21 protein-coding genes are annotated in these 23,562 nt (G+C 62.3%); 2 read left to right on the top strand and 19 right to left on the bottom strand.

The window, feature by feature from the left end; translation table 11 throughout:
• Positions 1-138 precede the first annotated feature (138 nt).
• The 15 genes from dtd to hutC all read right to left on the bottom strand — a co-directional run bounded on the left by dtd (position 139) and on the right by hutC (position 17,167).
• Positions 139-576, bottom strand: coding sequence for a D-aminoacyl-tRNA deacylase (dtd, locus tag AB7M32_RS06495; protein WP_454249424.1), 438 nt, complete (start codon positions 574-576; stop codon positions 139-141).
• Positions 573-1,544 (bottom strand): prolyl aminopeptidase, encoded by a 972-nt coding sequence (pip, locus tag AB7M32_RS06490; protein ID WP_072407409.1) that lies wholly within the window; start codon positions 1,542-1,544, stop codon positions 573-575. Before pip ends, dtd begins: the two co-directional genes overlap by 4 nt.
• A 105-nt stretch (positions 1,545-1,649) precedes the next feature.
• A complete protein-coding gene (locus AB7M32_RS06485) occupies positions 1,650-2,561 on the bottom strand; it encodes an alpha/beta hydrolase (protein ID WP_454249423.1) in 912 nt (303 codons plus the stop codon).
• Positions 2,562-2,621: 60 nt separating this feature from the next.
• Positions 2,622-3,569 carry a choline ABC transporter substrate-binding protein gene (locus AB7M32_RS06480; RefSeq protein WP_454249422.1) on the bottom strand — a complete coding sequence of 316 codons (948 nt, stop codon included), beginning with the start codon at positions 3,567-3,569 and terminating at the stop codon, positions 2,622-2,624.
• A 310-nt stretch (positions 3,570-3,879) separates the two neighbouring features.
• Positions 3,880-4,683 carry an N-formylglutamate deformylase gene (hutG, locus tag AB7M32_RS06475; protein ID WP_454249421.1) on the bottom strand — a complete coding sequence of 268 codons (804 nt, stop codon included), beginning with the start codon at positions 4,681-4,683 and terminating at the stop codon, positions 3,880-3,882.
• Positions 4,684-4,694: 11 nt separating this feature from the next.
• Positions 4,695-5,897, bottom strand: a complete 1,203-nt coding sequence (gene hutI, locus AB7M32_RS06470; RefSeq protein ID WP_454249420.1) for an imidazolonepropionase — start codon at positions 5,895-5,897, stop codon at positions 4,695-4,697.
• Between the two features lie 110 nt (positions 5,898-6,007).
• The gene (hutH, locus tag AB7M32_RS06465; RefSeq protein ID WP_158454588.1) at positions 6,008-7,540 is read right to left on the bottom strand and encodes a histidine ammonia-lyase; all 1,533 of its coding nucleotides are present in this window, start codon (positions 7,538-7,540) and stop codon (positions 6,008-6,010) included.
• Between the two features lie 128 nt (positions 7,541-7,668).
• Complete coding sequence (gene hutH, locus AB7M32_RS06460; protein WP_454249419.1) at positions 7,669-9,192, bottom strand: histidine ammonia-lyase; 1,524 nt, start codon at positions 9,190-9,192, stop codon at positions 7,669-7,671.
• Positions 9,193-9,410: 218 nt separating this feature from the next.
• On the bottom strand, positions 9,411-10,241 hold the full coding sequence (locus tag AB7M32_RS06455; RefSeq protein WP_454249418.1) for a quaternary amine ABC transporter ATP-binding protein: 831 nt from the start codon (positions 10,239-10,241) through the stop codon (positions 9,411-9,413).
• Complete coding sequence (locus tag AB7M32_RS06450) at positions 10,238-11,089, bottom strand: ABC transporter permease (protein WP_003196893.1); 852 nt, start codon at positions 11,087-11,089, stop codon at positions 10,238-10,240. Before AB7M32_RS06450 ends, AB7M32_RS06455 begins: the two co-directional genes overlap by 4 nt.
• A gap of 71 nt (positions 11,090-11,160) precedes the next feature.
• Positions 11,161-12,129, bottom strand: a complete 969-nt coding sequence (locus AB7M32_RS06445; protein ID WP_014336129.1) for an ABC transporter substrate-binding protein — start codon at positions 12,127-12,129, stop codon at positions 11,161-11,163.
• Positions 12,130-12,199: 70 nt separating this feature from the next.
• Positions 12,200-13,666 carry a purine-cytosine permease family protein gene (locus AB7M32_RS06440; protein ID WP_454249417.1) on the bottom strand — a complete coding sequence of 489 codons (1,467 nt, stop codon included), beginning with the start codon at positions 13,664-13,666 and terminating at the stop codon, positions 12,200-12,202.
• 151 nt (positions 13,667-13,817) lie between these two features.
• Positions 13,818-15,506, bottom strand: a complete 1,689-nt coding sequence (gene hutU, locus AB7M32_RS06435) for a urocanate hydratase (protein WP_039592729.1) — start codon at positions 15,504-15,506, stop codon at positions 13,818-13,820.
• Positions 15,507-15,890: 384 nt separating this feature from the next.
• Positions 15,891-16,460: a HutD/Ves family protein gene (locus AB7M32_RS06430; protein WP_454249416.1), complete on the bottom strand. Its 570-nt coding sequence runs from the start codon at positions 16,458-16,460 to the stop codon at positions 15,891-15,893.
• Positions 16,457-17,167: a histidine utilization repressor gene (gene hutC / locus AB7M32_RS06425; RefSeq protein ID WP_170842365.1), complete on the bottom strand. Its 711-nt coding sequence runs from the start codon at positions 17,165-17,167 to the stop codon at positions 16,457-16,459. Before hutC ends, AB7M32_RS06430 begins: the two co-directional genes overlap by 4 nt.
• A 143-nt stretch (positions 17,168-17,310) precedes the next feature.
• Here hutC and AB7M32_RS06420 point away from each other — a divergent pair, with 143 nt between their 5' ends.
• Positions 17,311-18,675, top strand: a complete 1,365-nt coding sequence (locus AB7M32_RS06420; protein WP_454249415.1) for a formimidoylglutamate deiminase — start codon at positions 17,311-17,313, stop codon at positions 18,673-18,675.
• Between the two features lie 121 nt (positions 18,676-18,796).
• Here AB7M32_RS06420 and AB7M32_RS06415 read toward each other — a convergent pair whose 3' ends face one another.
• Together AB7M32_RS06415 and AB7M32_RS06410 are read right to left on the bottom strand one after the other, a co-directional pair.
• A complete protein-coding gene (locus AB7M32_RS06415) occupies positions 18,797-19,366 on the bottom strand; it encodes a lipocalin family protein (protein ID WP_072407428.1) in 570 nt (189 codons plus the stop codon).
• Positions 19,367-19,397: 31 nt separating this feature from the next.
• Complete coding sequence (locus AB7M32_RS06410; protein WP_003186715.1) at positions 19,398-19,652, bottom strand: hypothetical protein; 255 nt, start codon at positions 19,650-19,652, stop codon at positions 19,398-19,400.
• Positions 19,653-19,936: 284 nt separating this feature from the next.
• On the opposite strand from AB7M32_RS06410, the gene AB7M32_RS06405 reads away from it, so the two are divergent.
• On the top strand, positions 19,937-21,829 hold the full coding sequence (locus AB7M32_RS06405; RefSeq protein WP_454249414.1) for a methyl-accepting chemotaxis protein: 1,893 nt from the start codon (positions 19,937-19,939) through the stop codon (positions 21,827-21,829).
• Positions 21,830-21,942: 113 nt separating this feature from the next.
• Here the strand turns inward: AB7M32_RS06405 and AB7M32_RS06400 are convergent, their stop codons facing one another.
• Together AB7M32_RS06400 and AB7M32_RS06395 are read right to left on the bottom strand one after the other, a co-directional pair.
• On the bottom strand, positions 21,943-22,539 hold the full coding sequence (locus AB7M32_RS06400; protein WP_454249413.1) for a DUF924 family protein: 597 nt from the start codon (positions 22,537-22,539) through the stop codon (positions 21,943-21,945).
• 3 nt (positions 22,540-22,542) lie between these two features.
• The gene (locus tag AB7M32_RS06395; RefSeq protein ID WP_018607993.1) at positions 22,543-23,553 is read right to left on the bottom strand and encodes a class 1 fructose-bisphosphatase; all 1,011 of its coding nucleotides are present in this window, start codon (positions 23,551-23,553) and stop codon (positions 22,543-22,545) included.
• Positions 23,554-23,562 lie beyond the last annotated feature (9 nt).

Genomic DNA, 23,562 nt, shown 5'->3' with positions numbered 1-23,562 from the left:
GACCAGCGAACGCTGATCCCCCGTAGCGCGCGATTATCTAGTAGCCCGCGTGACAACGCATCAGGGGTAACAAAGTATTTATCGAGAAAACTCACCGTTTAACCTCGAAACAGAACCGAAAAGATGTTTCAAACGCTTTCAGGACTGTAACAGGAAGGTTACCGGGCCATCATTGACCAGATGAACCTGCATGTCGGCGCCGAATCTACCTGATGCCACAGTGCCATGCACCTGTTTCGCCTGACTCAGCAAATAGTTGAACAATTCTTCGCCCAGGGCCGGAGGCGCAGCCGTGGAAAAACTCGGGCGCAGACCGCTTTTGGTGTCCGCCGCCAAGGTGAACTGCGACACCAGCAGCAACCCACCACCGACATCCACCAAGGACAGGTTCATCTTGCCCTCGGCGTCGCTGAACACTCGATAGTTAAGCAGCTTGTACAGGAGTTTGTCGGCGCTGGCCCGGGTATCCCCGGGCTCGACGGCCACCAGCACCAGCAAGCCCTGGTCCACGGCCCCGACGATCTCGCCCGCCACCTCGACCCGGGCACCGCGCACCCGTTGCAACAGCCCCTTCATGCTTCTTCGGGCGGCAGGTCAAGCAGGCGCCGGGCCATTTGCGCGGCGGCGCGCACCAACGCGTCGGTAATCCCCGGTTCCGAGGCGGCGTGGCCGGCATCGCGGATCACCTGCAGTTCGCTGTTGGGCCAGTTCTGATGCAGCTCCCAGGCATTGTCCAACGGGCAGATGACGTCGTAGCGACCGTGCACGATGACGCCTGGCAAATGGGCGATCTTACCCATGTCGCGAATCAACTGGTTGGGCTCGAGGAAAGCGTTGTTGGTGAAGTAGTGGCATTCGATCCGGGCGATCGACAGCGCCCGCTGCGGCTCGGAAAAGCGATCGACCACCAGCGGGTTCGGACGCAGGGTGGCGGTACGACCTTCCCAGGTGGACCAGGCCTTGGCCGCGTGCATCTGGGCGATCTGGTCATTACCGGTCAGGCGCTTGTGGAAAGCGCTGAGCAGGTCGTCGCGCTCGTCCAACGGGATCGGTGCGATGTAGTCCTGCCAGTAGTCGGGAAACAGGCGACTGGCGCCAGCCTGATAGAACCACTCGATTTCCTGCGGACGGCAGAGAAAGATCCCTCGCAAGATCAGACCATGCACCCGCTCCGGATGAGTCTGGGCGTACGCCAGGGCCAGGGTCGAGCCCCAGGAGCCGCCGAACAGCACCCATTTGTCGATACCCAGGTGCTTGCGGATACGCTCCAGATCTTCGACCAGATCCCAGGTGGTGTTGTTTTCCAGGCTGGCGTGGGGGGTGGACCGACCGCAACCGCGCTGGTCGAAGGTGACGATGCGGTACAGGTTCGGATCGAAGTAACGACGGCTCTGCGCATCGCAGCCGGCACCCGGGCCGCCGTGAATGAACACCACTGGCAGGCCTTCAGGGGAACCGCTTTCATCGACATAGAGCGTGTGGGTGTCATCGACAGCCAGATCGTGCCGGGCATGGGGTTTGATCTGCGGGTACAAAGTCTGCATTGCGCGCTCCGTAAGGGGTCGAGTCATCCCTGTAGGGACTTCTATTTAGTCTGCCGTCCGGCATCATAAACCCGAATGCCCTTAATGAGCATGTCCCCTGCGCAGTCAAAGCATGTCAGCCAGATACGCCAGCAGCGCGCGATACATCCGATCGACCTCCGGCACCTGGCCCCGGCCACGCAGGCAACCGTGGACCAGCCCGTTGCCGACATACAGCACGGCGTCTCCCCCTGCGGCGTTCAGCCGCTCGCAATAAAGGACGCCGTCGTCCCGCAGTGGATCCCATTGCGCGACGACAACCAGCGCCGGCGGCAAGCCGTCCAGGTTGTCGGCGAGTAACGGCATGGCATAAGGCGAGGGACGAGCGCCACCCAGGTACAGCGCCTCATAGTGCTCCAGCTCGCGACTGCTCAGGAGCGGGGCATCGAAACACTCGTGACGCGACGGCAGATCCGCGGGGCCACCGAGCGCCGGATAAATCAAGACCTGGGCCCGGGGCAACGGTTGCCCGGCATCGCGCAAGGCCAGGCATAACGCAGCGGCGAAATTGCCGCCGGCACTGTCACCGACCACCAGCCGACGACGGGGGTCGATGGCAAACGGGGCGTCCGCCAAGTGGCGCCACACCGCGAGGCAATCGTCGAAACCGGCCGGAAACGGATGCTCCGGAGCCAGCCGGTAATCCACCGCTACCACCAACGCGCCCAACTCAGCGGCCAGCTCCATGCAGATGAAATCATGGGAATCCAGGTCCCCCACGACCCAACCGCCACCGTGCAGGTAAAGCATGCATGGCCAGCCGGCGAGCGGTGCCGCACGTTGCGGGTAATAGGCCCGCACTGCCACGCCGGCCAGTTCGAAATCCTCGATGGCCAGCGTCGGCGGGCAGGGCGGAGTGAACGCCCGGCACATCTGGCTATAGGCCTGGCGCGAACCGACGAGGCTGTCGTCCGGGCTGGTGAAGCTCTGGGTTTTGTCGATGAAGGCTGACATTGCCTGGGAGAGTGGGTAGGTCATCTTGGTTTGCCGTGGTGTGGCTCCCTCGCCACAGGGGTTATCAGTACCCAGAAAATCGCCTCAGTCCTTGAGACTCGCCTGCACCGCCGCCACGCCATCCTTGCCATCGAAGCTCGTGACACCCGCCAGCCAGCGCTGAAGATCCTCGGGATGCTCGCGCAGCCACTGGCGGGCGACGTCCTGGGGTGTCTTGCGCTCCATGATCGGCACCATCAACTGACTCTCCTGGGCGGCGGTGAAGGTAAGGTTTTCCAACAGCCGGCTCACATTCGGGCAACGCTGGGCGTAGTCCGGCGCGGTCACGATGGAGACGGTCGCGGCGCCTTCGTTCGGACCATAGACGTCCTCGCTGCCGGTCAGGTAGGTGATGTTCATGTTGATGTTCATCGGGTGCGGGGTCCAGCCGACGAAGACCACGAACTCCTTGCGGTTCACCGCCCGCTGTACCGCCGCCAGCATGCCTGCTTCACCGGATTCGATCAGCTTGAAGTCCTTGAGGCCGAAGTGGTTGGTCTCGATCATGGTCTTGATGGTGGTGTTGGCGCCGCTGCCCGGCTCGATGCCGTAGATCTTGCCGCCAAGCTGATCCTTGAACCGAGCGATGTCGGCAAAGGTCTTGAGCCCCGCCGCCGCCACGTAATCCGGTACGGCCAATGTGGCCTGGGCGTCGGCCAGGCTTGGCTTGTCCAGTACCTTCACTTGGTTGGCCGCCAGGAATGGAGCGATGTTCTTGTCCATCGCCGGCTTCCAATACCCCAGGAAGATGTCGAGCCGCTTGTCGCGGATGCCGGCGAAGATGATCTGTTGCACGGCGCTGGTCTGCTTGCTGTCGTAGCCCAGCCCGGTGAGCAGTACATCGGCCATGCCGCTGGTGGCGATCACGTCGGTCCAGTTGACCACGCCCATGCGTACGGTCTGGCAGGACGCAGGCTCGGCGGCCATCGCCCCGGTGCTGAGTAGAACGGTACCGCAGAGGAACGACAGACAGCGTTTGAACAGTCTTTTCATCGCGAGGGTCTCGTGCGGCAGCGGATTATTGTAGGGCCGGTGTCTTGGCGCACCGTGACCGGAACATTACGCAGCGTCGAAGGGGTCAAGATGAACTGTGGCGACTCGGTTTTGCACGGTGGCGACAGTCCCGTACGAGGCTCAAGGACAAACACAATCCTGTGGCGAGGGGATTTATCCCCGCTGGACTGCACAGCAGTCCCAAAAGCTCTCAGTCCGACCCATCAGGTCGCTGGAAGACATCCGTTTTGGGGCCGCTTCGCGACCCAGCGGGGATAAATCCCCTCGCCACAGAAGTACCGCGCGGTGTTTATTTCTTGTAAACCTGCTGTCCCCACGCCAGGAAACCTTCCAGTAACTCCTTGAGCACCACCTGGGTCGGCGCTGCCAGATCCGGGCGGTAGTTGAACGGTTCGAATTCTTCCATATAGGTGCTCTGGCACAGCTCCAGTTGCACCGCGTGGATGTCTTCGGCCGGGTTGCCGTAGTGCCGCGTGATGTGTCCGCCCTTGAAACGCCCGTTGAGCACATGGGTGAACTGGCCGTGGCGGGCACAGATGGCTTCGAGCTGGCTGGCCAGGATCGGGTCGCAACTGGCACCGTTGAACGTACCAAGATTGAAGTCCGGCAGCTTGCCGTCGAACAGGTGCGGGATCACCGAGCGGATCGAGTGGGCGTCGAACAGCAAGGCATAGCCGAACTCGGCCTTGAGCCGTGCCAGTTCCTGCCGCAGCGCTTGGTGGTACGGCATCCAGACCTGCTGCAGATACGTCGCCCGTTCCTCGGCCGACGGCTCCAGCCCTTCGCGAAACAACGGCACGCCATCGAACAGCGTCGCCGGGTACAAACCGGTGGTGGCGCCGACGTACATCGGTTTGTCATCGGAGGGGCGATTCAGGTCGACGACGAACCGTGAATACTCGGCGGCCAGGGTGCTGGCGCCCAACTCATTGGCGAATGCATAGAGCGTGGGAATGTGCCAGTCGGTGTCCGGCAGGCTCTGGGCTTCGGGAATCAACCCGGCCTTCACCGCCGGGGTCAGGCGCAGGCCGGCGTGGGGCATGCTGACCAACAGCGGCACGCGCCCTTGCTTGAAATTCAGGACCTTCTCCACAACCATTCTCCTCAATCGATTTCAACGCCGTGACGCACGACGCGTTTTTCCAGATCGCCACCGAGCCAGTACGCCAGGTCGGCCGGGCGGTCGATGTGCCAGGCGACAAAATCCGCGACCTTGCCGACTTCCAGCGAACCGTGGGTGGCGGCCATGCCCAAGGCCTGGGCCGCATGAATCGTCGCCCCTGCCAGGACTTCTTCCGGGGTCATGCGAAAACAGGTGCAGGCCATGTTCAACATCAAGCGCAGCGACAGCGCCGGCGAGGTGCCGGGGTTGAGGTCGCTGGCCACGGCGATCTTCACGCCGTGTTTGCGCAAGGCGTCCATGGGCGGCAGTTGGGTTTCCCGCAGGAAATAAAACGCCCCCGGTAGCAACACCGCCACGGTGCCGGAAGCGGCCATGGCCTTGGCGTCGTCCTCGGTCATGAATTCCAGGTGATCGGCCGACAGCGCCTGGTAACGCGCCGCCAGGCTGGAACCGTGCAGAGACGACAATTGTTCGGCGTGCAGCTTCACCGGCAGCCCCAGTTGTCGCGCGGTGATAAAGACCCGCTCGACCTGCGCCGGGGAAAACGCCAGGTATTCGCAAAAGGCATCCACCGCATCCACCAGCCCCTCGGCCGCCAGGGCTGGCAGCATCTCGGTGCAGATGTGTTCGATGTAGTCATCGGCGCGATCTTTGTATTCCGGTGGCAAGGCGTGGGCCGCCAGGCACGTACTGCGCACACTGACCGGTAACTCGGCGCCAAGACGGCGAATGACGCGAAGGATCTTACGTTCGCTGGCCAGGTCCAGGCCGTAGCCGGACTTGATCTCCACCGTGGTCACGCCGTCGTGCATCAGGCTTTTCAGGCGTTTGGCGGCGCTGGCGAACAATTCGTCTTCACTGGCCGCGCGGGTGGCGCGCACGGTACTGGCGATGCCACCGCCGGCCGCCGCGATTTCGGCGTAGCTGACGCCTTGCAGGCGCTGTTCGAACTCACCGCTGCGGTTGCCGCCAAATACCGTGTGGGTGTGGCAGTCGATCAACCCTGGCGTGACCCAGGCGCCCTTGAGGTCGTTGACCGCCGGGTAGTCCCCCGTCGGCAATTCGGCACGCGGGCCGATCCATTGAATGTGCTCGTCCTGGGTGACGATGGCGGCGTCTTCGATGATCGAGTAGACGCCCTGGGCCATGGTGGCGGCGTGGCAGTTTTGCCAGAGGGTTTTCATCCCGGTTTCCTCGTCGCGTACAAAATCGAATCGCGAGCAAGCTCGCTCCCACAGGGGTTTTGAGTGCATCAGAAATCCTTGTGGGAGCGAGCTTGCTCGCGATGAGGCCCTTACAGGCTCGGCAACAACTGCGCCGTGACCAATTCGTTCAGGCACCGACTCGCCAGCAACTCACTGGCCGCATTGATGTCCGGCGCAAAGAAGCGGTCCTTCTCATAAAACGGCACTTCTGCACGCAACAGACCACGGGCCCGCTCCAGTTTGGAAGAGGTCTTCAAACCGCCGCGCAGGTCCAGCCCCTGGCATGCCGCGAGCCATTCCACCGCCAGGATCCCACGGGTGTTCTCGGCCATTTCCCACAGGCGCTTGCCGGCGGCCGGGGCCATGGAGACGTGGTCTTCCTGGTTGGCCGAGGTCGGCAGGCTGTCCACCGAATGGGGATGGGACAGCGCCTTGTTTTCACTGGCCAGGGCCGCCGCGGTGACCTGGGCGATCATGAAGCCGGAGTTCACCCCGCCATTGGCCACCAGGAACGGCGGCAACTGCGACATGTGCTTGTCCATCATCAACGAAATCCGCCGTTCGCTCAGGGAGCCGATTTCGGCAATCGCCAAGGCCATGTTGTCGGCGGCCATCGCCACCGGTTCGGCGTGGAAGTTGCCCCCGGAAATCACATCACCCTCGGCGGCGAACACCAGCGGGTTATCCGACACGGCATTCGCTTCGATAACCAGCACTTCGGCGGCCTGCCGGAACTGGGTCAGGCAGGCGCCCATCACTTGCGGTTGGCAACGCAGGGAGTACGGGTCCTGGACCTTGTCGCAGTTCTGATGCGAGTCGGAGACTTCGCTGCGCTCGCCCAGCAGGTCGCGGTAAGCGGCGGCGGCATCGATCTGGCCTTTCTGGCCGCGAGCGGCATGAATGCGCGCGTCGAACGGCGAGCGCGAACCGAGCACCGCTTCCACCGTCAGGCTACCTAGGGCCAGGGCACCGGCGAACAGGTCTTCGCCTTCGAACAGGCCACGCAGGGCAAACGCAGTGGAGACCTGGGTGCCGTTGAGCAGCGCCAGGCCTTCCTTGGCGGCCAGGGTCAGCGGCGCGAGACCGGCGACTTTCAGCGCCTCGACGGCCGGCAGCCATTCGCCCTTGTAGCGGGCCTTGCCTTCACCCAGCAGCACCAGGGACATGTGGGCCAGCGGCGCCAGGTCACCGGACGCACCGACCGACCCCTTGAGCGGAATGTGCGGGTAGACCTCGGCATTGATCAGCGCAATCAGCGCATCGATCACCTGCCGACGGATGCCGGAAAAGCCCCGGCTCAGGCTGTTGACCTTGAGCACCATGACCAACCGCACCAGCGCATCGCTGATCGGCTCGCCCACGCCGGCGGCATGGGACAGCACCAGGGAGCGCTGCAGGTTTTCCAGGTCCTCGCTGGCGATGCGGGTCGAGGCCAGCAAGCCAAAACCGGTGTTGATGCCGTAGGCGGTGCGGTTCTCGGCCAGGATCTGCTCGACGCAGGCGACGCTGGCCTCGATCTGCGCCGACGCGCTGGCGTCGAGGCTCAAGGTCACGGGTTGCTGATAGATGTCACGCAATTGAGCCAGGCTCAATTGGCCGGGAATCAGGTTTAAGGCAGTCATGTATTGCTCCTTTTGAGAGTTTTGTTTTTTCACCCGCCAGTCGCTCCGGAATGTTCCGTTATCCGTCACCTTCGCTTTGGGCGATGCCTTGTGGGCAATGGGTGTCTTGGCACGCTGGCGTTTTTTGATCAATTCAAATCAGGTAAAGCGTTGTGCAGCACAAAGGGATCCTTGAGCAACCCGGCGGCACTGGCGATGTCCGGCGCCAGCCAGCGGTCCTGGTCGTAGGCCGGAACGCGCTCGCGCAGCAGCTTCCAGGCAATGTCGGTGCCGGCGCCGAAACGCTGGGCCTTGAGAAACTCAAAAGCCTGGGCCGCCAGCAGGTACTCGATGGCGAGGATCTGCGCGCAGTTTTCCAGCGCCCGGTGCAGCTTCAGGGCGGCGTTGGTGCCCATGCTCAGGTGATCTTCCTGCAAACCGGAGGTGACGAAATTGTCCAGCACCGCCGGTTGCGCCAGTTGCTTGTTCTCCGCGCACAGCGACGCGGCAACGTATTGCACGATCATCATCCCCGAGTTCACGCCGGGATTGGCCACCAGGAAGGCTGGCAAGCCGCTGACGTGGGGGTTGATCAAGCGGTCTAGGCGACGCTCGGCGATGGAGCCGATTTCGGCCATGGCAATCGCCAGCAAGTCCGCCGCCAAGGCCACCGATTGGCCGTGGGGGTTGGCCTGGGACATGACCCGGAATTTTTCCGGCGTACCCAGCAGCAGCGGGTTATCGGTGACCGCGTTGAGTTCGGTTTCGATCTGTTGCCGGGCGTGGGCCAACTGATCGCGAGCCGCGCCGTGCACCTGGGGGATCGAGCGGATGCTCAAGGCGTCCTGGGTGCGAATGCCCAGGCTCGCGGCAATGACTTCGCTACCGTCGAGCAAGGCCCGCAAGTTGACCCCAACCTGCTGCATGCCCGGGTGTGGCTTGAGGGCGATGATCTCGGCATCGAACGCGGCAATCTGCCCGCGCTGGGCCTCGAAGCTCATGGCGCCGATCACGTCGGCCCACTGCACCAGCCGCGTCGCATCGGCCAAGGCCAGGCAACTGAGGCCGGTCATGCACGGGGTGCCGTTGACCAGGCACAGACCGTCCTTGGCCCCCAGTTGCACCGGATGCAAACCCTCGGCGGCCAAGGCCTGTTGCGCCGGGACTATTTGTCCGCGATAGCTGACCTGACCAACGCCCAGCAGCGCGATGCCGATGTGGGCCATGTGGGTCAGGTAACCCACCGAACCCTGGGACGGCACTTGCGGCGTGATGCCGCGATTGAGCAGTGCGAGCAACGCCTCGACCACCCGGCGATGGATGCCGGACTTGCCCTGGCTGTAGTTGAGGATGGCGGCGCAGAGGATCGCCCGGGTCTGTTCATCAGTCAGCGGCGCGCCGACGCCACAGGCATGGCTGAGCAGGGTGTTGCGTGACAGTTGGCTGAGTTGTTCGTCCTTGAGCGAGACATTGCACAAGGCCCCCAGGCCGGTATTGACGCCGTAAGCGCGCTCGCCGCTTTCGACGATGCGCTGGACGATGGCCTGGGCATTGTCGATCCGCGCCCAGGTCTGGGTCGACAGCTCGAGCTCGGCACCGAAGCGGGCGACGGCGACGACGTCCTGCCAGCGCAACGGAGCGCCGGTGATTACGATTTTTTCAGCCTGGGACATCCTCAACCTCGTCTGTACAACTTGAATATTGATGCTGCTGGGCCGGCCCTATCGCGAGCAAGCTCGCTCCCACAGGGTACGCATTCCAAAGTGGGCCGTCCTTGTGGCGAGGGAGCTTGCTCCCGCTGGACTGCGCAGCAGGCCCAAAAAAGCGGCCGCTGCGCGCCCGAGCGGGAGCAAGCTCCCTCGCCACAAAGCACACACCGGCCACCACAGCCTTACACCACCGCCGTTCGCCGCTGCACGAACCGATCGACATACTCATCCGCCGGCGAATGCAGGATCTCCCGGGGCGTGCCGACCTGGATCAGCTTGCCGTCCTTGAGAATCGCAATGCGGTTACCGATGCGCACGGCCTCGTCGAGGTCGTGGGTGATGAAGACGATGGTCTTGTGCAGGGTCTTTTGCAGCTCCAGCAACTGGTCCTGCATTTCCGCGCGGATCAGCGGGTCGAGGGCGCTGAAGGCTTCGTCCATCAGGATGATGTCGGTGTCCGCCGCCAAGGCCCGGGCCAGGCCCACGCGCTGGCGCATGCCGCCGGAGAGCTGGTGCGGGTATTTGTTCTCGTAGCCTTTCAGGCCCACGGTGTTGATCCAGTGCAGCGCCCGCTCGGCGCACACCTGCTTGCTCTCGCCACGCACTTTCAAGCCATAGGCGACGTTGTCCTGCACGCTCTTGTGGGGCAGCAGGCCGAAGCTCTGGAACACCATGCTGATCTTGTGCCGGCGAAACTCGCGCAGGGCGTCCATGTCCAGTTGCAGGATGTCTTCACCGTCCACCAGGATCGCGCCACTCGTAGGATCGATCAGCCGGTTGAAGTGGCGCACCAGGGTGGACTTGCCGGAGCCGGACAGGCCCATGATCACGAAGATCTCACCAGTGCCGATGCTCAGCGACAGGTCGTTGACGCCGACCACGCAGCCGGTTTCGGCCAGCACCTGGTCCTTGGTCTTGTTCTGGCGGATCAGCTCCAGGGCTTCCTTGGAGCGATTGCCGAAAATTTTGAAGACGTTCTTGACTTCGATCTTGCTGACGGCTGCGTTGCTCATTTGCTCACCTCATGCCGAGGGCGACCATAGGCCTGGGTAATGCGGTCGATGACCACGGCGAGAATCACGATGGCCAGCCCCGCTTCCAGGCCGCGCCCGACGTTGAGGGTCTGGATGCCCACCAGCACGTCTTCGCCCAGGCCACGGGCGCCGATCATCGAGGCGATGACCACCATCGACAGGGCCATCATGGTGGTCTGGTTGATCCCGGCCATGATGCTCGGCAGGGCCAGGGGCAATTGCACGCCGAACAGCTGCTGCCAGCGGTTGGCGCCGAAGGCGTTGATGGCTTCCATCACTTCGCCGTCCACCTGGCGGATGCCCAGGTCGGTCAGGCGGATCAATGGCGGCGCGGCGTAGATCACCGTGGCGAAAATCGCCGGCACCTTGCCCAGGCCGAACAGCATCAACACCGGAATCAGGTACACGAAGCTCGGCATGGTCTGCATGATGTCCAGCAACGGCATCAGCACCGAACGCAGGCGGTTGCTGCGTGCCGAGAGAATGCCCAGGGGAATGCCGATCAACACCGAGATCAGCGTCGCCACCAGCATCAGGGCGAGGGTCTGCATCAGCTTATCCCACAGGCCTACCGCACCCACCAGGAACAACAGGCCGACGATGACTGCCGTGGCCACGACCTTGCGGGTGGCGTGCCAGGCAATGCCGCCGACGATGGCCAGCATCAGCCACCAGGGCGCCATGCGCAACAGGCCTTCCAGATTGACGATGGCCCACAGCAGGGTGTCGGAGATGTGCCGGAACACATCGCCATAGTTGGTCACCAGGGAGTCGACCCAACCGTTGACCCAATCGGCGATGGAGAAGGTAAAGCTTTCGGGAAACATAAGAGACTCTCGATCAAGTGGATGCGGTGAACGTCCCGGCCAGCCCCACGGTTGGCCGGGAAAGATTCGACCTACAGAGCCGCGTCGATTTTCTTGGCAGCGTCTTCACTGACCCAGGCGTGCCAGACTTCAGGATGTTCCTTCAGGAAGATCTTCGCCAGTTTCGGCGACTCGATCCGCTCTTTGGCCATGCGCCCAAGGTTCTGGTTCAGGATATCGATCGGCAGGTTGACCTTTTCCAGCACCGCCACCAGTTCCGGGGCTTCGTCGTGGAACGTCTTGGACAGGCCGACCTTGATGCTCACGCTTTTATCCACGCCCGGTTTTTCTTCCAGTTTCACCAGGTCTACCTGGCCCATCAGTGGCGTTGGCGACCAGTAGTAGAACAGGATCGGCTCGCCACGCTTGTAGCTCGACAACACTGCGGCATCCAGGGCCGGGCCGGTGCCTGGACGGAAGTTGGTGTAGGTTTTTTCCAAGCCGTAGCTTTTCAGCATTTCGCTGTTGTCCAACTCGCAGGTCCAGCCGGCCGGGCAGTTGTAGAAACGGCCTTTGGACGGTTCTTCCGGGTCCTTGAACACGGCGGCGTACTGGCCCAGGTCAGCAATGTTCTTCAGGCCAGGGGCCTTGGCTTCGAGCTTGCGCTTGGCGTCGCCTTCAACCACGTAGCGCGGCACATACCAGCCTTCGATGGCGCCCACCACCGGGGCACCGACGCCGACCACCTTGCCGGCCTTCTCGGCCTTGTTCCACACCTCGCTACGGCCGACCCACTCTTCGGCGAATACCTGGATGTCGTTGCTGCTCAGGGCGTTTTCCATGGTGATGGAGTTGCCCGGCAGACTGTCAGTCTTGCAGTCGTAGCCTTTTTCCAGCACCACTTGCAGGACGTCGGTCAGCAGCATGCCGCTTTCCCAGTTCAGGCCGGCGAACTTCACCGGTTTGCCCGACTCGCACCAACCCGCTGCTTGCGTGGCGCCGGCGCTGGCCAACAGGCCCATGGAAAGCAATGTGGTCAGCAGGGTCTTGTTCGACTTCATTATGTGACGCTCCTAATCAGTTGGATTGGCTTACGGCAGTCAAGAGGCATCCAGCCCTGTCAACGTCCCATCAGACCGCTTGAATGCGGCCCGCCCTGCTCGGTTGTGCGTCAACCGCGTCCTGCTCGAGCGGCAGGATCAATTGATCGGGTACTGCGCTGTGCCACTTGTTGGCGAGGACGTAATACAGCGCCGCCGGGACCACCAGGCCGATGATCCAGGAGATATCCACACCGCCCATGGCTCCCACCAGCGGACCGGTATAGAACTTGGTGGCAATGAACGGCAGTTGAACCAGTACACCGAAGACATAGACGCTGATACCCAAGGCGTTCCAACGACCGTAGCGGCCGTTCGGGTCGGCCAGTGCCGGCACGTCATAGCGCTCGCGGGTGATGCAGTAGTAGTCCACCAGGTTGATCGCGCTCCAAGGCGTAAAGAACGCCAGCAAGAACAGGATGAAAGACTTGAACGCACCGAGGAACGAGTGCTGGCCGAGCAGCGCGATCAGGGTCGCGGCGCCGACGATGAACAGCACGAAGACCAGACGCTGCAAGCGCGTGACGTTCAGGTGACCCCGGAAACCGCTGATGATGGTGGCAATGCACATGAAGCTGCCGTAGGAGTTCAGCGTGGAGATGGTGACCTTGCCGAACGCGATGCTGAAGTACAGCAGCGCAGCGGTGGCGCCGGTGCCCCCCAGGCCAACGATGTAGGCCACTTCGTGACCGGCGAATTGCCCGTTGGCCGAGGCGGCGGCAAACACGCCGAGGATCATCGCCACCTGTGCGCCGATGACCGAGCCGGCGCCTGCGGCGAAAAAGGTTTTTACCGAGGACGTCTTGCTCGGCAGGTAACGCGAATAGTCAGCCACGTAGGGGCCGAAGGCGATCTGCCAGGAGGCCGCGAGCGACACCGCCAGCAGGAAACTGCTCCAGCTGAAATGGCGGATTTGCAGGAGTGCGCCAACGTCCGTCTGGCTGATCAGGCGAGCGAACAGGTAGACAAAGGCAATCACACCAATAACGCTGGCGACCCGGCCGATGAAGTGAATCACCCGATAACCCAGCACCGTGACCAGCACGATGACACTGGCGAAAATGAGGATACCGGCACTGTCGCTGACGCCGAACAACTGGCCCAGCGCCTGGCCGGAAAGCACGGTGCCCGTCGCGGTGAAACCCAAGTACATCAGGCACACCAGCACGATCGGGATGGCCGCCCCATACACACCGAACTGCACCCGGCTGGAGATCATCTGCGGCAGGCCAAGCTTGGGCCCTTGCGCGGCATGCAAGGCCATGACGCCACCGCCGAGCACTTGGCCGATCAGCAAACCGATCAACGACCAGAACACATCACCGCCCAGCACCACCGCCAACGCACCGGTGACAATGGCAGTGATTTGCAGGTTGGCCCCCATCCAGAGGGTGAACTGGCTCAACAGCCGACCGTGTCTCTCCGCTTCCGGGATGTAGTCGATCGAGCGCTTCTCGATCAACGGCTTGCTGCTTGCGCGTGTGCTGGTGACAGCCATGGTTCAACCTCTGTGGATTGTTCTGGAATTCATTGCGCTACTGCTTCCCTGTGGGAGCGAGCTTGCTCGCGATAGCGGTGGGTCAGCAGACAATGCTGTTGACTGACACTCCCTCATCGCGAGCAAGCTCGCTCCCACAAGGGGCCCGGGGTTATTTGCCGGTGATCATCGGCAAGTTCAGCCCCTGCTCCTTGGCACAATCGATGGCGATCTGGTAACCGGCATCGGCATGGCGCATCACCCCGGTGCCCGGGTCGTTGTGCAGTACGCGAGCAATACGCTCGGCCGCTTCGTCGGTACCGTCGCAGACGATCACCATGCCCGAATGCTGGGAGAAGCCCATGCCGACGCCACCACCGTGGTGCAACGACACCCAGGTCGCGCCGCTGGCGGTGTTGAGCAAGGCGTTGAGCAGCGGCCAGTCGGAAACGGCGTCGGAGCCGTCCTGCATGGATTCGGTTTCACGGTTCGGGCTGGCCACGGAACCGGAGTCCAGGTGGTCGCGACCGATGACGATCGGCGCCGACAATTCACCGCTGCGCACCATCTCGTTGAAGGCCAGGCCCAACTTGGCGCGCTGGCCCAGGCCGACCCAGCAGATCCGTGCCGGCAAGCCCTGGAAGCTGATGCGCTCGCGGGCCATGTCCAGCCAGTTGTGCAGGTGAGCGTCGTCGGGGATCAGTTCCTTGACCTTGGCGTCGGTCTTGTAAATGTCCTGGGGGTCACCGGACAGCGCAGCCCAACGGAACGGGCCGATGCCGCGGCAGAACAGGGGACGGATATACGCCGGGACGAAACCCGGGAAGTCGAAGGCATTTTCGACGCCCTCTTCCTGGGCCATCTGGCGGATATTGTTGCCGTAGTCGAAGGTCGGCACGCCCATTTTCTGGAACGCCAGCATGGCTTTGACGTGGACGGCCATCGATTGCTTGGCGGCCTTCACCACGGCAGCGGGCTCGGTCTTGGCGCGGGCACGGTATTCGTCCCAGGTCCAGCCGGCCGGCAGGTAGCCGTTGAGGGGATCGTGGGCGCTGGTCTGGTCGGTGACCATGTCCGGGCGCACGCCACGACGAACCATTTCCGGCAGGATTTCAGCAGCGTTCCCACACAGCGCGATGGAAATCGCCTTGCCTTCGGCAGTGTATTTCTCGATGCGCGCCAGGGCGTCGTCGAGGTCCTTGGCCTGCTCGTCGACGTAGCGGGTTTTCAGGCGGAAATCGATACTGACCTGCTGGCACTCGATGTTCAGCGAGCACGCGCCGGCCAGGGTCGCGGCCAGGGGTTGGGCACCGCCCATGCCACCCAAACCGGCGGTCAGGACCCAACGGCCCTTGAGGTTGGAATCGTAGTGCTGGCGACCGGCCTCGACGAAGGTTTCATACGTCCCTTGGACGATGCCCTGGCTGCCGATGTAGATCCAGCTACCCGCAGTCATCTGGCCGTACATGGCCAGGCCCTTGGCGTCGAGTTCGTTGAAGTGCTCCCAACTGGCCCAATGCGGCACCAGGTTGGAGTTGGCGATCAGGACGCGAGGGGCGTTGCTGTGGGTCTTGAACACGCCCACCGGCTTGCCGGATTGCACCAGCAGGGTTTCGTCGTCATTCAGGTTGGTCAGGCTTTCGACGATCTTGTCGTAGCACTCCCAATTGCGCGCCGCGCGGCCGATGCCACCGTAGACCACCAGTTCCTTTGGGTTCTCGGCCACTTCCGGGTCGAGGTTGTTCATCAGCATGCGCAGCGGCGCTTCAGTCAGCCAGCTCTTGGCGGTCAGCGTGTTACCGCGAGGGGCGCGGATTTCAACGTCACGGTATTTTTCGGGTTTGCGGGTAGCGTCGGTCACAGCAAAAACTCCTCAGCGATCAATCCAGACCAGCCCGGGCAGTGGGCAGCGATTTCTACGAACGTTGCGTTGAATATCGACGACTCATACGCATACGTCTTTACTTGTATGTACAAGCATATGCAATCAAGCGGCCAACTTGTCGAAGACACGCTGGCAGGATGACTTGAGGATTGGCTGAAAGGCCCGTGGTTGAGCGGTTTGAGAGCCAGATGAAATTTATGAAGGAGGGGATTTATGCAGGAGACAAGCAGGTTTTGGCAGCCCGGTTCTGCGCCACGCTGGGGCGTTTGGTAACAAGTTGGTGCGCGCTGGAGGAAACGGTGAGGTGGCTTTTGTGGCGAGGGAGCAAGCTCCCTCGACACTAGAGCGCTTCGCCGAAAATCAGTGAGCCGTCAGCTCGATCACACAGCATTGGCCGTGGCTGGTGATGTCCAGCAGCCCGGTGTTACCGCTCAATTGCAAGCAGTCGTAGAGGCCCAGGACAACGGCGGATTCGCCAATCTTGACGGTCAATCCCGGGGCCGCGCTGAACACCAGCAACGTCCCCGCTTCGCTGAAGAATCGCTGCTGCCCCCCCACCCACTGCAATCGCGCGCGGTAACGCTGCGGTGCATAGATCAGGTTGAAATCCCGAATGGGGCCGCCCAGCAAGGTGCAATGCACATGGCTCTCGCCACTGAAGGCAAAGGGGTCCAACGGATGCAAAGGTCGCGTGGCCTGGCCATCGACGGTCAGCGTCATCCCGTCCCCCTGCAAGACGCTGATGATCCGCTCGTAACCGGCAAACGTGGAAAAACCACCCGACTCGGCAATATCGGCAATGGACAGGCGCCAGCCGAAGCCGTCCAGGCCAGTGCCGGCATCGCGAGTGATTTCCTCGGTGCTGCCACCGCCGTTTTTCCACGGCATGCGTGGGTAATCGGCAGCGCGTAAAACCTTCAACTGGCTCATTTATGAAAGCGCCCTTCCAGACTGTGACGGGAACCCGGATGGATCAGGCGCGCGGCGGTCACCGGTTGGCGCCCGGACCAGGTGCGGCGACGGATCAACAGGCACGGCTCGCCCCGCTCGATCTGCAGCAGCTTGCATTCGCTCGGCTCGGCCAGAATCGCCTCGACCACATGCTCACCCTCGGTCAGTGGCGCGACCTGGTTCAGATAGGCGTAGGGCGTCTGCAAGGTGAAGTCCTGCTTGAGGTAGTCCGGCGCCACCAGTGCGTTGACGAAACGGTCCTCGATTTGCACAGGAATGTCGTTCTCGAAATGCACGATCAGCGAATGGAACACCTTCTGGCCTTCACGCATGTCCAGGGCCAGGGCTCGCTCGGAACCGGCGGCCTCTTCTTCCAGGGTGATGACCTTGCAGGTGTGACGGTGGCCGCGGGAGGCGATCTCGTCAGCGATGTTATGCACTTCGAACAACGCGGACTGGCTCTTGGGCTCGGCCACGAATGTGCCGACCCCCTGCATGCGCACCAACAGGCCGTCGGCGGTCATTTCCCGCAAGGCACGGTTGATGGTCATGCGACTGAAGCCCAACTGGCTGACCAGCTCGCTTTCCGACGGCACGCGGTAATGCGGCGGCCAGTTTCCACTGTCGATCTGCTGGGTGATCATCTGTTTGACGCGGGCGTACAAGGGCGCCGGACTGTCACCCATGTGTGCGGCCAGCGGCGGTTTGGCAGGCGGAGTCGGCACGGCGGTTCCCTGTTCTGCGAATAAGGTTGCTAGCTTGCCGGAGTTTACCGGCCAGGCAAACGTCTGTATATGTATATACAAATTACGCACAATGAGGTTGTACCATGTCCGCCTTCTTTGCCGAACGCGCGCTGCTGCCTAGTGGATGGGCCCATGATGTACGTCTTGAGGTCGATGCCCAGGGCGTCCTGACCCATATCCAGGCCGGCTCCCACGCAGACGGCGCCGAACGGCTGGGCGGTCCGCTGTTGCCGGGTATGCCGAACCTGCACTCCCATGCCTTTCAACGGGCGATGGCCGGCCTGGCGGAAGTGGCGGGCAATCCCAACGACAGTTTCTGGACCTGGCGCGACTTGATGTACCGCCTCGTCGGAAAAATCAGCCCGGATCAACTCGGCGTCATCGCTCGCCAGCTATACATCGAAATGCTCAAGGCCGGCTACACCTCGGTCGCCGAATTCCATTACGTGCACCATGACATCGACGGCGCGCCCTACGCCGACCCGGCGGAGCTGGCCCTGCGCATCAGCCACGCCGCCAGCGCTGCCGGCATCGGCCTGACGCTGCTGCCGGTGCTCTACAGCCATTCCGGTTTTGGCGGCCAGGCGCCCAACGACGGGCAGCGCCGGTTCATCAACAGCACCGAAAACTACTTGAAGCTTCAGTCACGCTTGCAACCGATCCTGGCCGGGCAACCGTCCCAGGCTCTGGGCTTGTGTTTCCACTCGCTGCGCGCCGTGACACCGGGGCAGATCCAGGACGTGCTGGCCGCCAGCGACCGTGATTGCCCGGTGCACATCCACATCGCCGAGCAGCAGAAGGAAGTCGATGACTGCCTGAGCTGGAGCGGCGCCCGCCCGCTGCAATGGCTGTACGAAAACACTGAGGTCGACCAGCGCTGGTGCCTGGTTCATGCCACCCATGCCAACGCCCAGGAAGTCAGCCTCATGGCCAAGAGCCGGGCGATTGCCGGCCTGTGCCTGACCACCGAAGCCAACCTGGGCGACGGGATTTTCCCGGCCGTGGATTTCCTCGCCCAGGGCGGGCGCCTGGGTATCGGTTCCGACAGCCATGTGTCATTAAGCGTGGTGGAAGAATTGCGCTGGCTGGAATATGGCCAGCGCCTGCGTGACCAACGGCGCAACCGCCTGTATCGGGCGGATCAGCCGATGGTCGGCCGCACCTTGTTCGACGCGGCATTGGAAGGCGGCGCCCAGGCCTTGGGGCAACCGATCGGCGCCCTCGACATCGGCAAGCGCGCCGACTGGCTGGTGCTCGATGGCAACGATCCGTACCTGGCCACGGCCAATGGCGACGGGATTCTCAATCGCTGGTTGTTTGCCGGCGGCGATCGTCAGGTGCGGGATGTGATGGTCGGCGGCCGGTGGGTTGTGCGGGAGGGGCGTCATGCCGGCGAAGAGGAAAGCGCCCGGGCGTTTACCCAGGTATTGCGCGAGCTTCTAGACTGACGCGGATAAAAAGTGTGGGAGCGAGCTTGCTCGCGAAGAGGCCTTCACATTCAACACTGAGGTTGGCTGAAAGTCCGTCATCGCGAGCAAGCTCGCTCCCACATGGGTTCTCAGGAGCCGATCAATTCGAAGTCTTGGCCATCTGCCGATCCGACGCGCGCCAGATCAGTCGTGTCGTGTCATAACCCTGCTGGCGCGCCTTGCTCAGCAGCTCCTCGCGCACGACGCTATTGACGGTCGGTGTGCGGGACAGCAACCACATGTAGCGACGGCTCGGGTCGCCGACGATGGCGGTCTTGTAGTCATCGCTGACGTACAGCACCCAGTATTGCCCTTTCGCCACGCCCGGCACGATCCGTGAAAACCAGTTGTCGAACTCGACCCAGAGCTTGTCGGTCTTGCCCGGCACCTGCGGCGTGGCCGTGCCCCTGGCTTCCTCCCACTGCCAGTCCGAGGTCAGGCAGCGATTGAGCACAGCCACGTTGCCGTCTGGCTTGAGGATGTAGTGAGCTTCCGATTGTGCGCAATTGCGCTGGAAATACATGGGCAGACGGGCCAACTCATACCAGGTCCCTTGGTAACGCTTGAGATTGACGCTGTTGACCGTCTTGGGCGCCAACGGATCTTCGCCAGAAGTGGCACAGCCGGCCAATACCAGGCCAGCCAAAAGCACAAAAACTAACCGCATCATTATTCTTCTCCCGCAGGCCTCTGGCCTCGGTTTACTTCAGGCCTTGGCCGGAAAACATCAACACTTTGTCACCGGCGTACTGCACGCTGATAAAGCTTTTCTGGTCGCCCCAGGTACAGCTGGACATGCCGAGCGCGCCTGAACAATCGGTTGGTTTCCCCAGCAACGTTTCGACTTCGGCCTTGGGCATGCCAGCCGACAATTTCGAATAGTTTTCCTGGTTGACCTTGCTGCATGCGGTCAACACGACGCACATAAACAGCAGGGCGATAGATCGCAGCGACATGGTGTAACTCCTGGAACGGAAGGGAGGTGGCAGGGTGCCAACCTGATCCTTAGAAGAGAAAACCCCTATCTGGTTCCCTGACGTCCCCAGTATTTATTGGCTGTGCAGAGGTGTTTCGTCGATGAATCACCCGGTTTGTGACACCGTCGTACCTTCTGTCGGGATTGGACCCTTGACGCCTGATGGGCCGGGCTTTTGCGCCGATAAAAAGTAACAGCGCAAAAGCCTGCGCTATGGCAAATTGACAGCCCTTCTTGACCCGTCCCTCCGCGGTAGTGTTCTTAATGACCAGAAACATGAAGTTCAGCCATAAAATCCTGTTGGCTGCCGCCCTCGTGGTGGCCGTTGCATTCGCCTGTTTCATCCTGTTCAACGACTATCGTCAACGCCAGAGCCTGCATGCCAGCACCGAGACCTCCATGCAGGAACTCGGCAGCCTGACCAGCCGGAACATCCAAACGTGGGTCGACGGCCGTATCCAATTGCTGCAATCGCTGGCCCAGCAGATCGCCGTGGACGGCAGCAGTGCCGACAGCCTCAAGCGCGCCGTGGGCCTGCCGGCCTACACCGGAAACTTCCAACTCAGCTATTTCGGCGGCACCGACGGCGTAATGTTCTCGGTACCGGCCGGCAATCGCGCCGCCGACTACGACCCGCGCGCCCGTGGCTGGTACAAGGCCGCCAACAGCGCACAGCAAACCATTGTCACCGAACCGTACATCGCCGCCTCATCAGGCAAACTGGTGATCACCGTCGCCACGCCGGTCCAGCACCAGGGCCAGATGATCGGCGTGGCCGGTGCGGACATCGACCTGTCCAGCGTCAGCGCCATCATCAACTCGCTGAACTTCGGCGGCCACGGCCACGCGTTCATCGTCAGCGCCGATGGCAAGATCCTGATCCACCCCGACAGCAAGCGCGTGCTCAAGACCCTGGCCGAGGCCTACCCCAACGGCGCGCCGCAAATCAGCCCGGGCGTGAAGGAAGTCGACCTCGACGGCAAGACCCAATTCATCTCCTTCACCCACGTCAACGGCGTGCCGGGTGCCGACTGGTACGTGGCGCTGGTGCTCGACAAGGACACCGCCCTGGCGATGCTCAGCGAATTCCGGACCTCGGCGCTGATCGCCATGTTCATCGCAGTGGTGTTCATCATCGCCCTGCTGGGCATGTTGATCCGCGTGCTGATGCAACCGCTGCTGACCATGGGCCGCGCCATGCATGACATCGCCGAAGGCGAAGGCGACCTGACCCGCCGCCTGGTCATTCACGGCCATGACGAATTCGGCGCACTGGGCACCTCGTTCAACCGCTTTGTCGAACGCATTCACACCTCGATCCGCGAAGTGGCCTCGGCCACCGGCCAAGTCAACGAAGTCGCCTTGCGCGTGGTCAGTGCGTCCAACTCGTCGATGTTCAATTCCGACCAGCAGGCGTCGCGCACCAGCAGCGTGGCCGCGGCCATCAACCAGCTTGGCGCCGCAGCCCAGGAAATCGCCCAGAACGCCGCCCTCGCCTCGCAACATTCCAGCGAGGCCCGCAACCTGGCCGAAGACGGCCAGCAAGTGGTGGATAAAACCATCGCAGCCATGCAGCAGTTGTCGGCCAAGATCAGCGATTCGTGCGGCAACATCGAAACCCTGAACAGCAACACAGTGAATATCGGCCAGATCCTCGAGGTGATCACCAGCATTTCCCAGCAGACCAACCTGCTCGCCCTCAACGCCGCCATCGAAGCCGCCCGCGCCGGTGAAGCCGGGCGCGGCTTCGCGGTGGTGGCCGATGAAGTGCGCAACCTGGCGCACCGCACCCAGGACTCAGCGCAGCAAGTGCAGAAGATGATCGAGGAGCTGCAAGTCGGCGCGCGGGAAGCGGTGCTGACCATGACCGACAGCCAGCGCCAGAGCGAAAGCAGCGTCGGCATCGCCAACCAGGCCGGCGAACGCCTGGGCAGCGTGACCCAGCGCATCGGTGAAATCGACGGCATGAACCAATCCGTGGCTACTGCCACTGAAGAACAGACCGCCGTGGTGGAGTCGATCAACGTCGACATCACCGAGATCAACACGCTGAACCAGGAAGGCGTGGAAAACCTGCAAGCCACCTTGCGCGCTTGTGCCGACCTCGAGCAGCAGGCGGCGCGGTTGAAGCAGTTGGTGGGTAGTTTCCGGATCTAGCGCCTGGACAGACCCCATCGCGAGCAAGCTCGCTCCCACATTAATGATTGCGAACGGGGTCAAATGTGGGAGCGAGCTTGCTCGCGATAGCGGCGTCAGCTACACCGAAAGAATCAGAACCTGGACCCAGGCCTGTTCAAAAACTCCATTTCCTCAGCCGTGGACTCGCGTCCCAACACCGCATTGCGATGGGGAAACCGTCCAAACCGCGCAATGATCCTCTGGTGCCGCTCGGCATAATCCAGGTTGTCTTCAAACACCGCCCGTTCCGCCTCCGGTTGCTCTCGGACCAGGTCGATAAACCGCGACACGGCCTCGTTCTGCACCGCCAGGTTTTCGCAGTGTTCGAGTACCAGATAGATAAATACGCGCTGGATCGGCTTGAGCTGTCGGTCGAACCCCGCCGCCAGGCCTTGGGCTACCAGCGCTTGAGCACGCAAGTCGCCGGAAAAGCTTCTGGGGGTATTGCGAAAGATCATCCGCGGGAATTGATCCAGTAGCAGCACCAGGGCCAGCCAACCTTCCGGGCGTTGCGCCCAGTTGGTCAATCCGCCGGCCAGTGCCTGCTCGACCCGATCGCCGAAGCGCTCTTGCGCCTGGCGATCATGGCCTTTGCCGAACCACAGCTTGCCCTTGTCAGCCGCTATTTCGTCCGGTGTCTGGGCTGCACCAAACCACCAATCGAGCAACGGCTGCCAGGGCTCGGCCATGGTTTACTCCTTGTGGTAAGCCGTGGCGCGAGCCACTTCTTCCTTCGAACCGAGGAACACGGCCACGCGCTGGTGCAGACCTTCAGGCTTGATATCGAGGATGCGCTGGTGACCGTCGGTGGAAGCGCCGCCCGCCTGCTCCACCAGGAACGACATCGGGTTGGCTTCGTACATCAGGCGCAGCTTGCCCGGCTTGGACGGCTCGCGGCTGTCGCGCGGGTACATGAACAAGCCGCCACGGGTCAGGATCCGGTGCACATCGGCAACCATCGCGGCGACCCAGCGCATGTTGTAGTTCTTCTTCAGCGGGCCTTCTTCGCCTGCCAGCAGTTCTTCGACGTAGCGTTTTACCGGGGCTTCCCAGTGACGCTGGTTGGACATGTTGATGGCGAATTCCTGGGTGGTCTCAGGAATGGTGATGTCTTCGTGGGTCAGTACGAAGCTGCCCATCTCGCGGTCCAGGGTGAAGCCCTTGACGCCGTCACCCAGGGTCAGCACCAGCATGGTCTGAGGGCCGTAGATGGCATAACCGGCGGCGACCTGCTCGGTGCCCGGCTGCAGGAAGGCCTTTTCATTCAGGGCTTCGTTCTGGCTCAGGTACTCGTTCGGGCAGCGCAGTACCGAGAAGATGGTGCCGACCGGCGCGTTGATGTCGATGTTCGAGGAACCGTCCAGTGGGTCAAACACCAGCAGGTAGGCACCCTTGGGGTATTTGCCCGGGATCTGGTAGGCATTGTCCATTTCCTCGGACGCCATGCCGGCCAGGTGACCGCCCCATTCGTTGGCTTCGAGCAGGATTTCGTTGGACAACACGTCGAGCTTTTTCTGCACTTCACCCTGCACGTTTTCGGTGCCCATGCTGCCCAGGACACCACCCAACGCGCCTTTGGAGACGGCGTGGCTGATTTCCTTGCACGCACGCGCCACCACTTCGATCAAAAAGCGCAGATCGGCAGGGGTATTGTTGCTGCGGGTCTGCTCAATCAAATAGCGACTCAAGGTAACGCGGGACATGGACGGCTC

The organism is Pseudomonas sp. R151218B TE3479 (assembly GCF_053629195.1).
This window is presented reverse-complemented; position numbering and strand designations above follow the sequence as displayed.

Excerpts from the sequence above, each read along its gene's own strand:
- AB7M32_RS06410 (WP_003186715.1), bottom strand. The coding sequence starts at position 19,652 with ATGTCGCTGCGATCTATCGCCCTGCTGTTTATGTGCGTCGTGTTGACC.
- AB7M32_RS06430 (WP_454249416.1), bottom strand. The coding sequence starts at position 16,460 with ATGAGCCAGTTGAAGGTTTTACGCGCTGCCGATTACCCACGCATGCCG.
- AB7M32_RS06395 (WP_018607993.1), bottom strand. The coding sequence starts at position 23,553 with ATGTCCCGCGTTACCTTGAGTCGCTATTTGATTGAGCAGACCCGCAGC.
- AB7M32_RS06450 (WP_003196893.1), bottom strand. The coding sequence starts at position 11,089 with ATGTTTCCCGAAAGCTTTACCTTCTCCATCGCCGATTGGGTCAACGGT.
- hutC (WP_170842365.1), bottom strand. The coding sequence starts at position 17,167 with ATGGGTGACAGTCCGGCGCCCTTGTACGCCCGCGTCAAACAGATGATC.
- AB7M32_RS06400 (WP_454249413.1), bottom strand. The coding sequence starts at position 22,539 with ATGGCCGAGCCCTGGCAGCCGTTGCTCGATTGGTGGTTTGGTGCAGCC.
- hutI (WP_454249420.1), bottom strand. The coding sequence starts at position 5,897 with ATGAAAACCCTCTGGCAAAACTGCCACGCCGCCACCATGGCCCAGGGC.
- AB7M32_RS06420 (WP_454249415.1), top strand. The coding sequence starts at position 17,311 with ATGTCCGCCTTCTTTGCCGAACGCGCGCTGCTGCCTAGTGGATGGGCC.
- hutH (WP_158454588.1), bottom strand. The coding sequence starts at position 7,540 with ATGACTGCCTTAAACCTGATTCCCGGCCAATTGAGCCTGGCTCAATTG.
- AB7M32_RS06485 (WP_454249423.1), bottom strand. The coding sequence starts at position 2,561 with ATGACCTACCCACTCTCCCAGGCAATGTCAGCCTTCATCGACAAAACC.
- dtd (WP_454249424.1), bottom strand. The coding sequence starts at position 576 with ATGAAGGGGCTGTTGCAACGGGTGCGCGGTGCCCGGGTCGAGGTGGCG.
- AB7M32_RS06480 (WP_454249422.1), bottom strand. The coding sequence starts at position 3,569 with ATGAAAAGACTGTTCAAACGCTGTCTGTCGTTCCTCTGCGGTACCGTT.
- AB7M32_RS06440 (WP_454249417.1), bottom strand. The coding sequence starts at position 13,666 with ATGGCTGTCACCAGCACACGCGCAAGCAGCAAGCCGTTGATCGAGAAG.
- AB7M32_RS06445 (WP_014336129.1), bottom strand. The coding sequence starts at position 12,129 with ATGAAGTCGAACAAGACCCTGCTGACCACATTGCTTTCCATGGGCCTG.
- pip (WP_072407409.1), bottom strand. The coding sequence starts at position 1,544 with ATGCAGACTTTGTACCCGCAGATCAAACCCCATGCCCGGCACGATCTG.
- hutH (WP_454249419.1), bottom strand. The coding sequence starts at position 9,192 with ATGTCCCAGGCTGAAAAAATCGTAATCACCGGCGCTCCGTTGCGCTGG.
- AB7M32_RS06405 (WP_454249414.1), top strand. The coding sequence starts at position 19,937 with ATGACCAGAAACATGAAGTTCAGCCATAAAATCCTGTTGGCTGCCGCC.
- AB7M32_RS06455 (WP_454249418.1), bottom strand. The coding sequence starts at position 10,241 with ATGAGCAACGCAGCCGTCAGCAAGATCGAAGTCAAGAACGTCTTCAAA.
- AB7M32_RS06415 (WP_072407428.1), bottom strand. The coding sequence starts at position 19,366 with ATGATGCGGTTAGTTTTTGTGCTTTTGGCTGGCCTGGTATTGGCCGGC.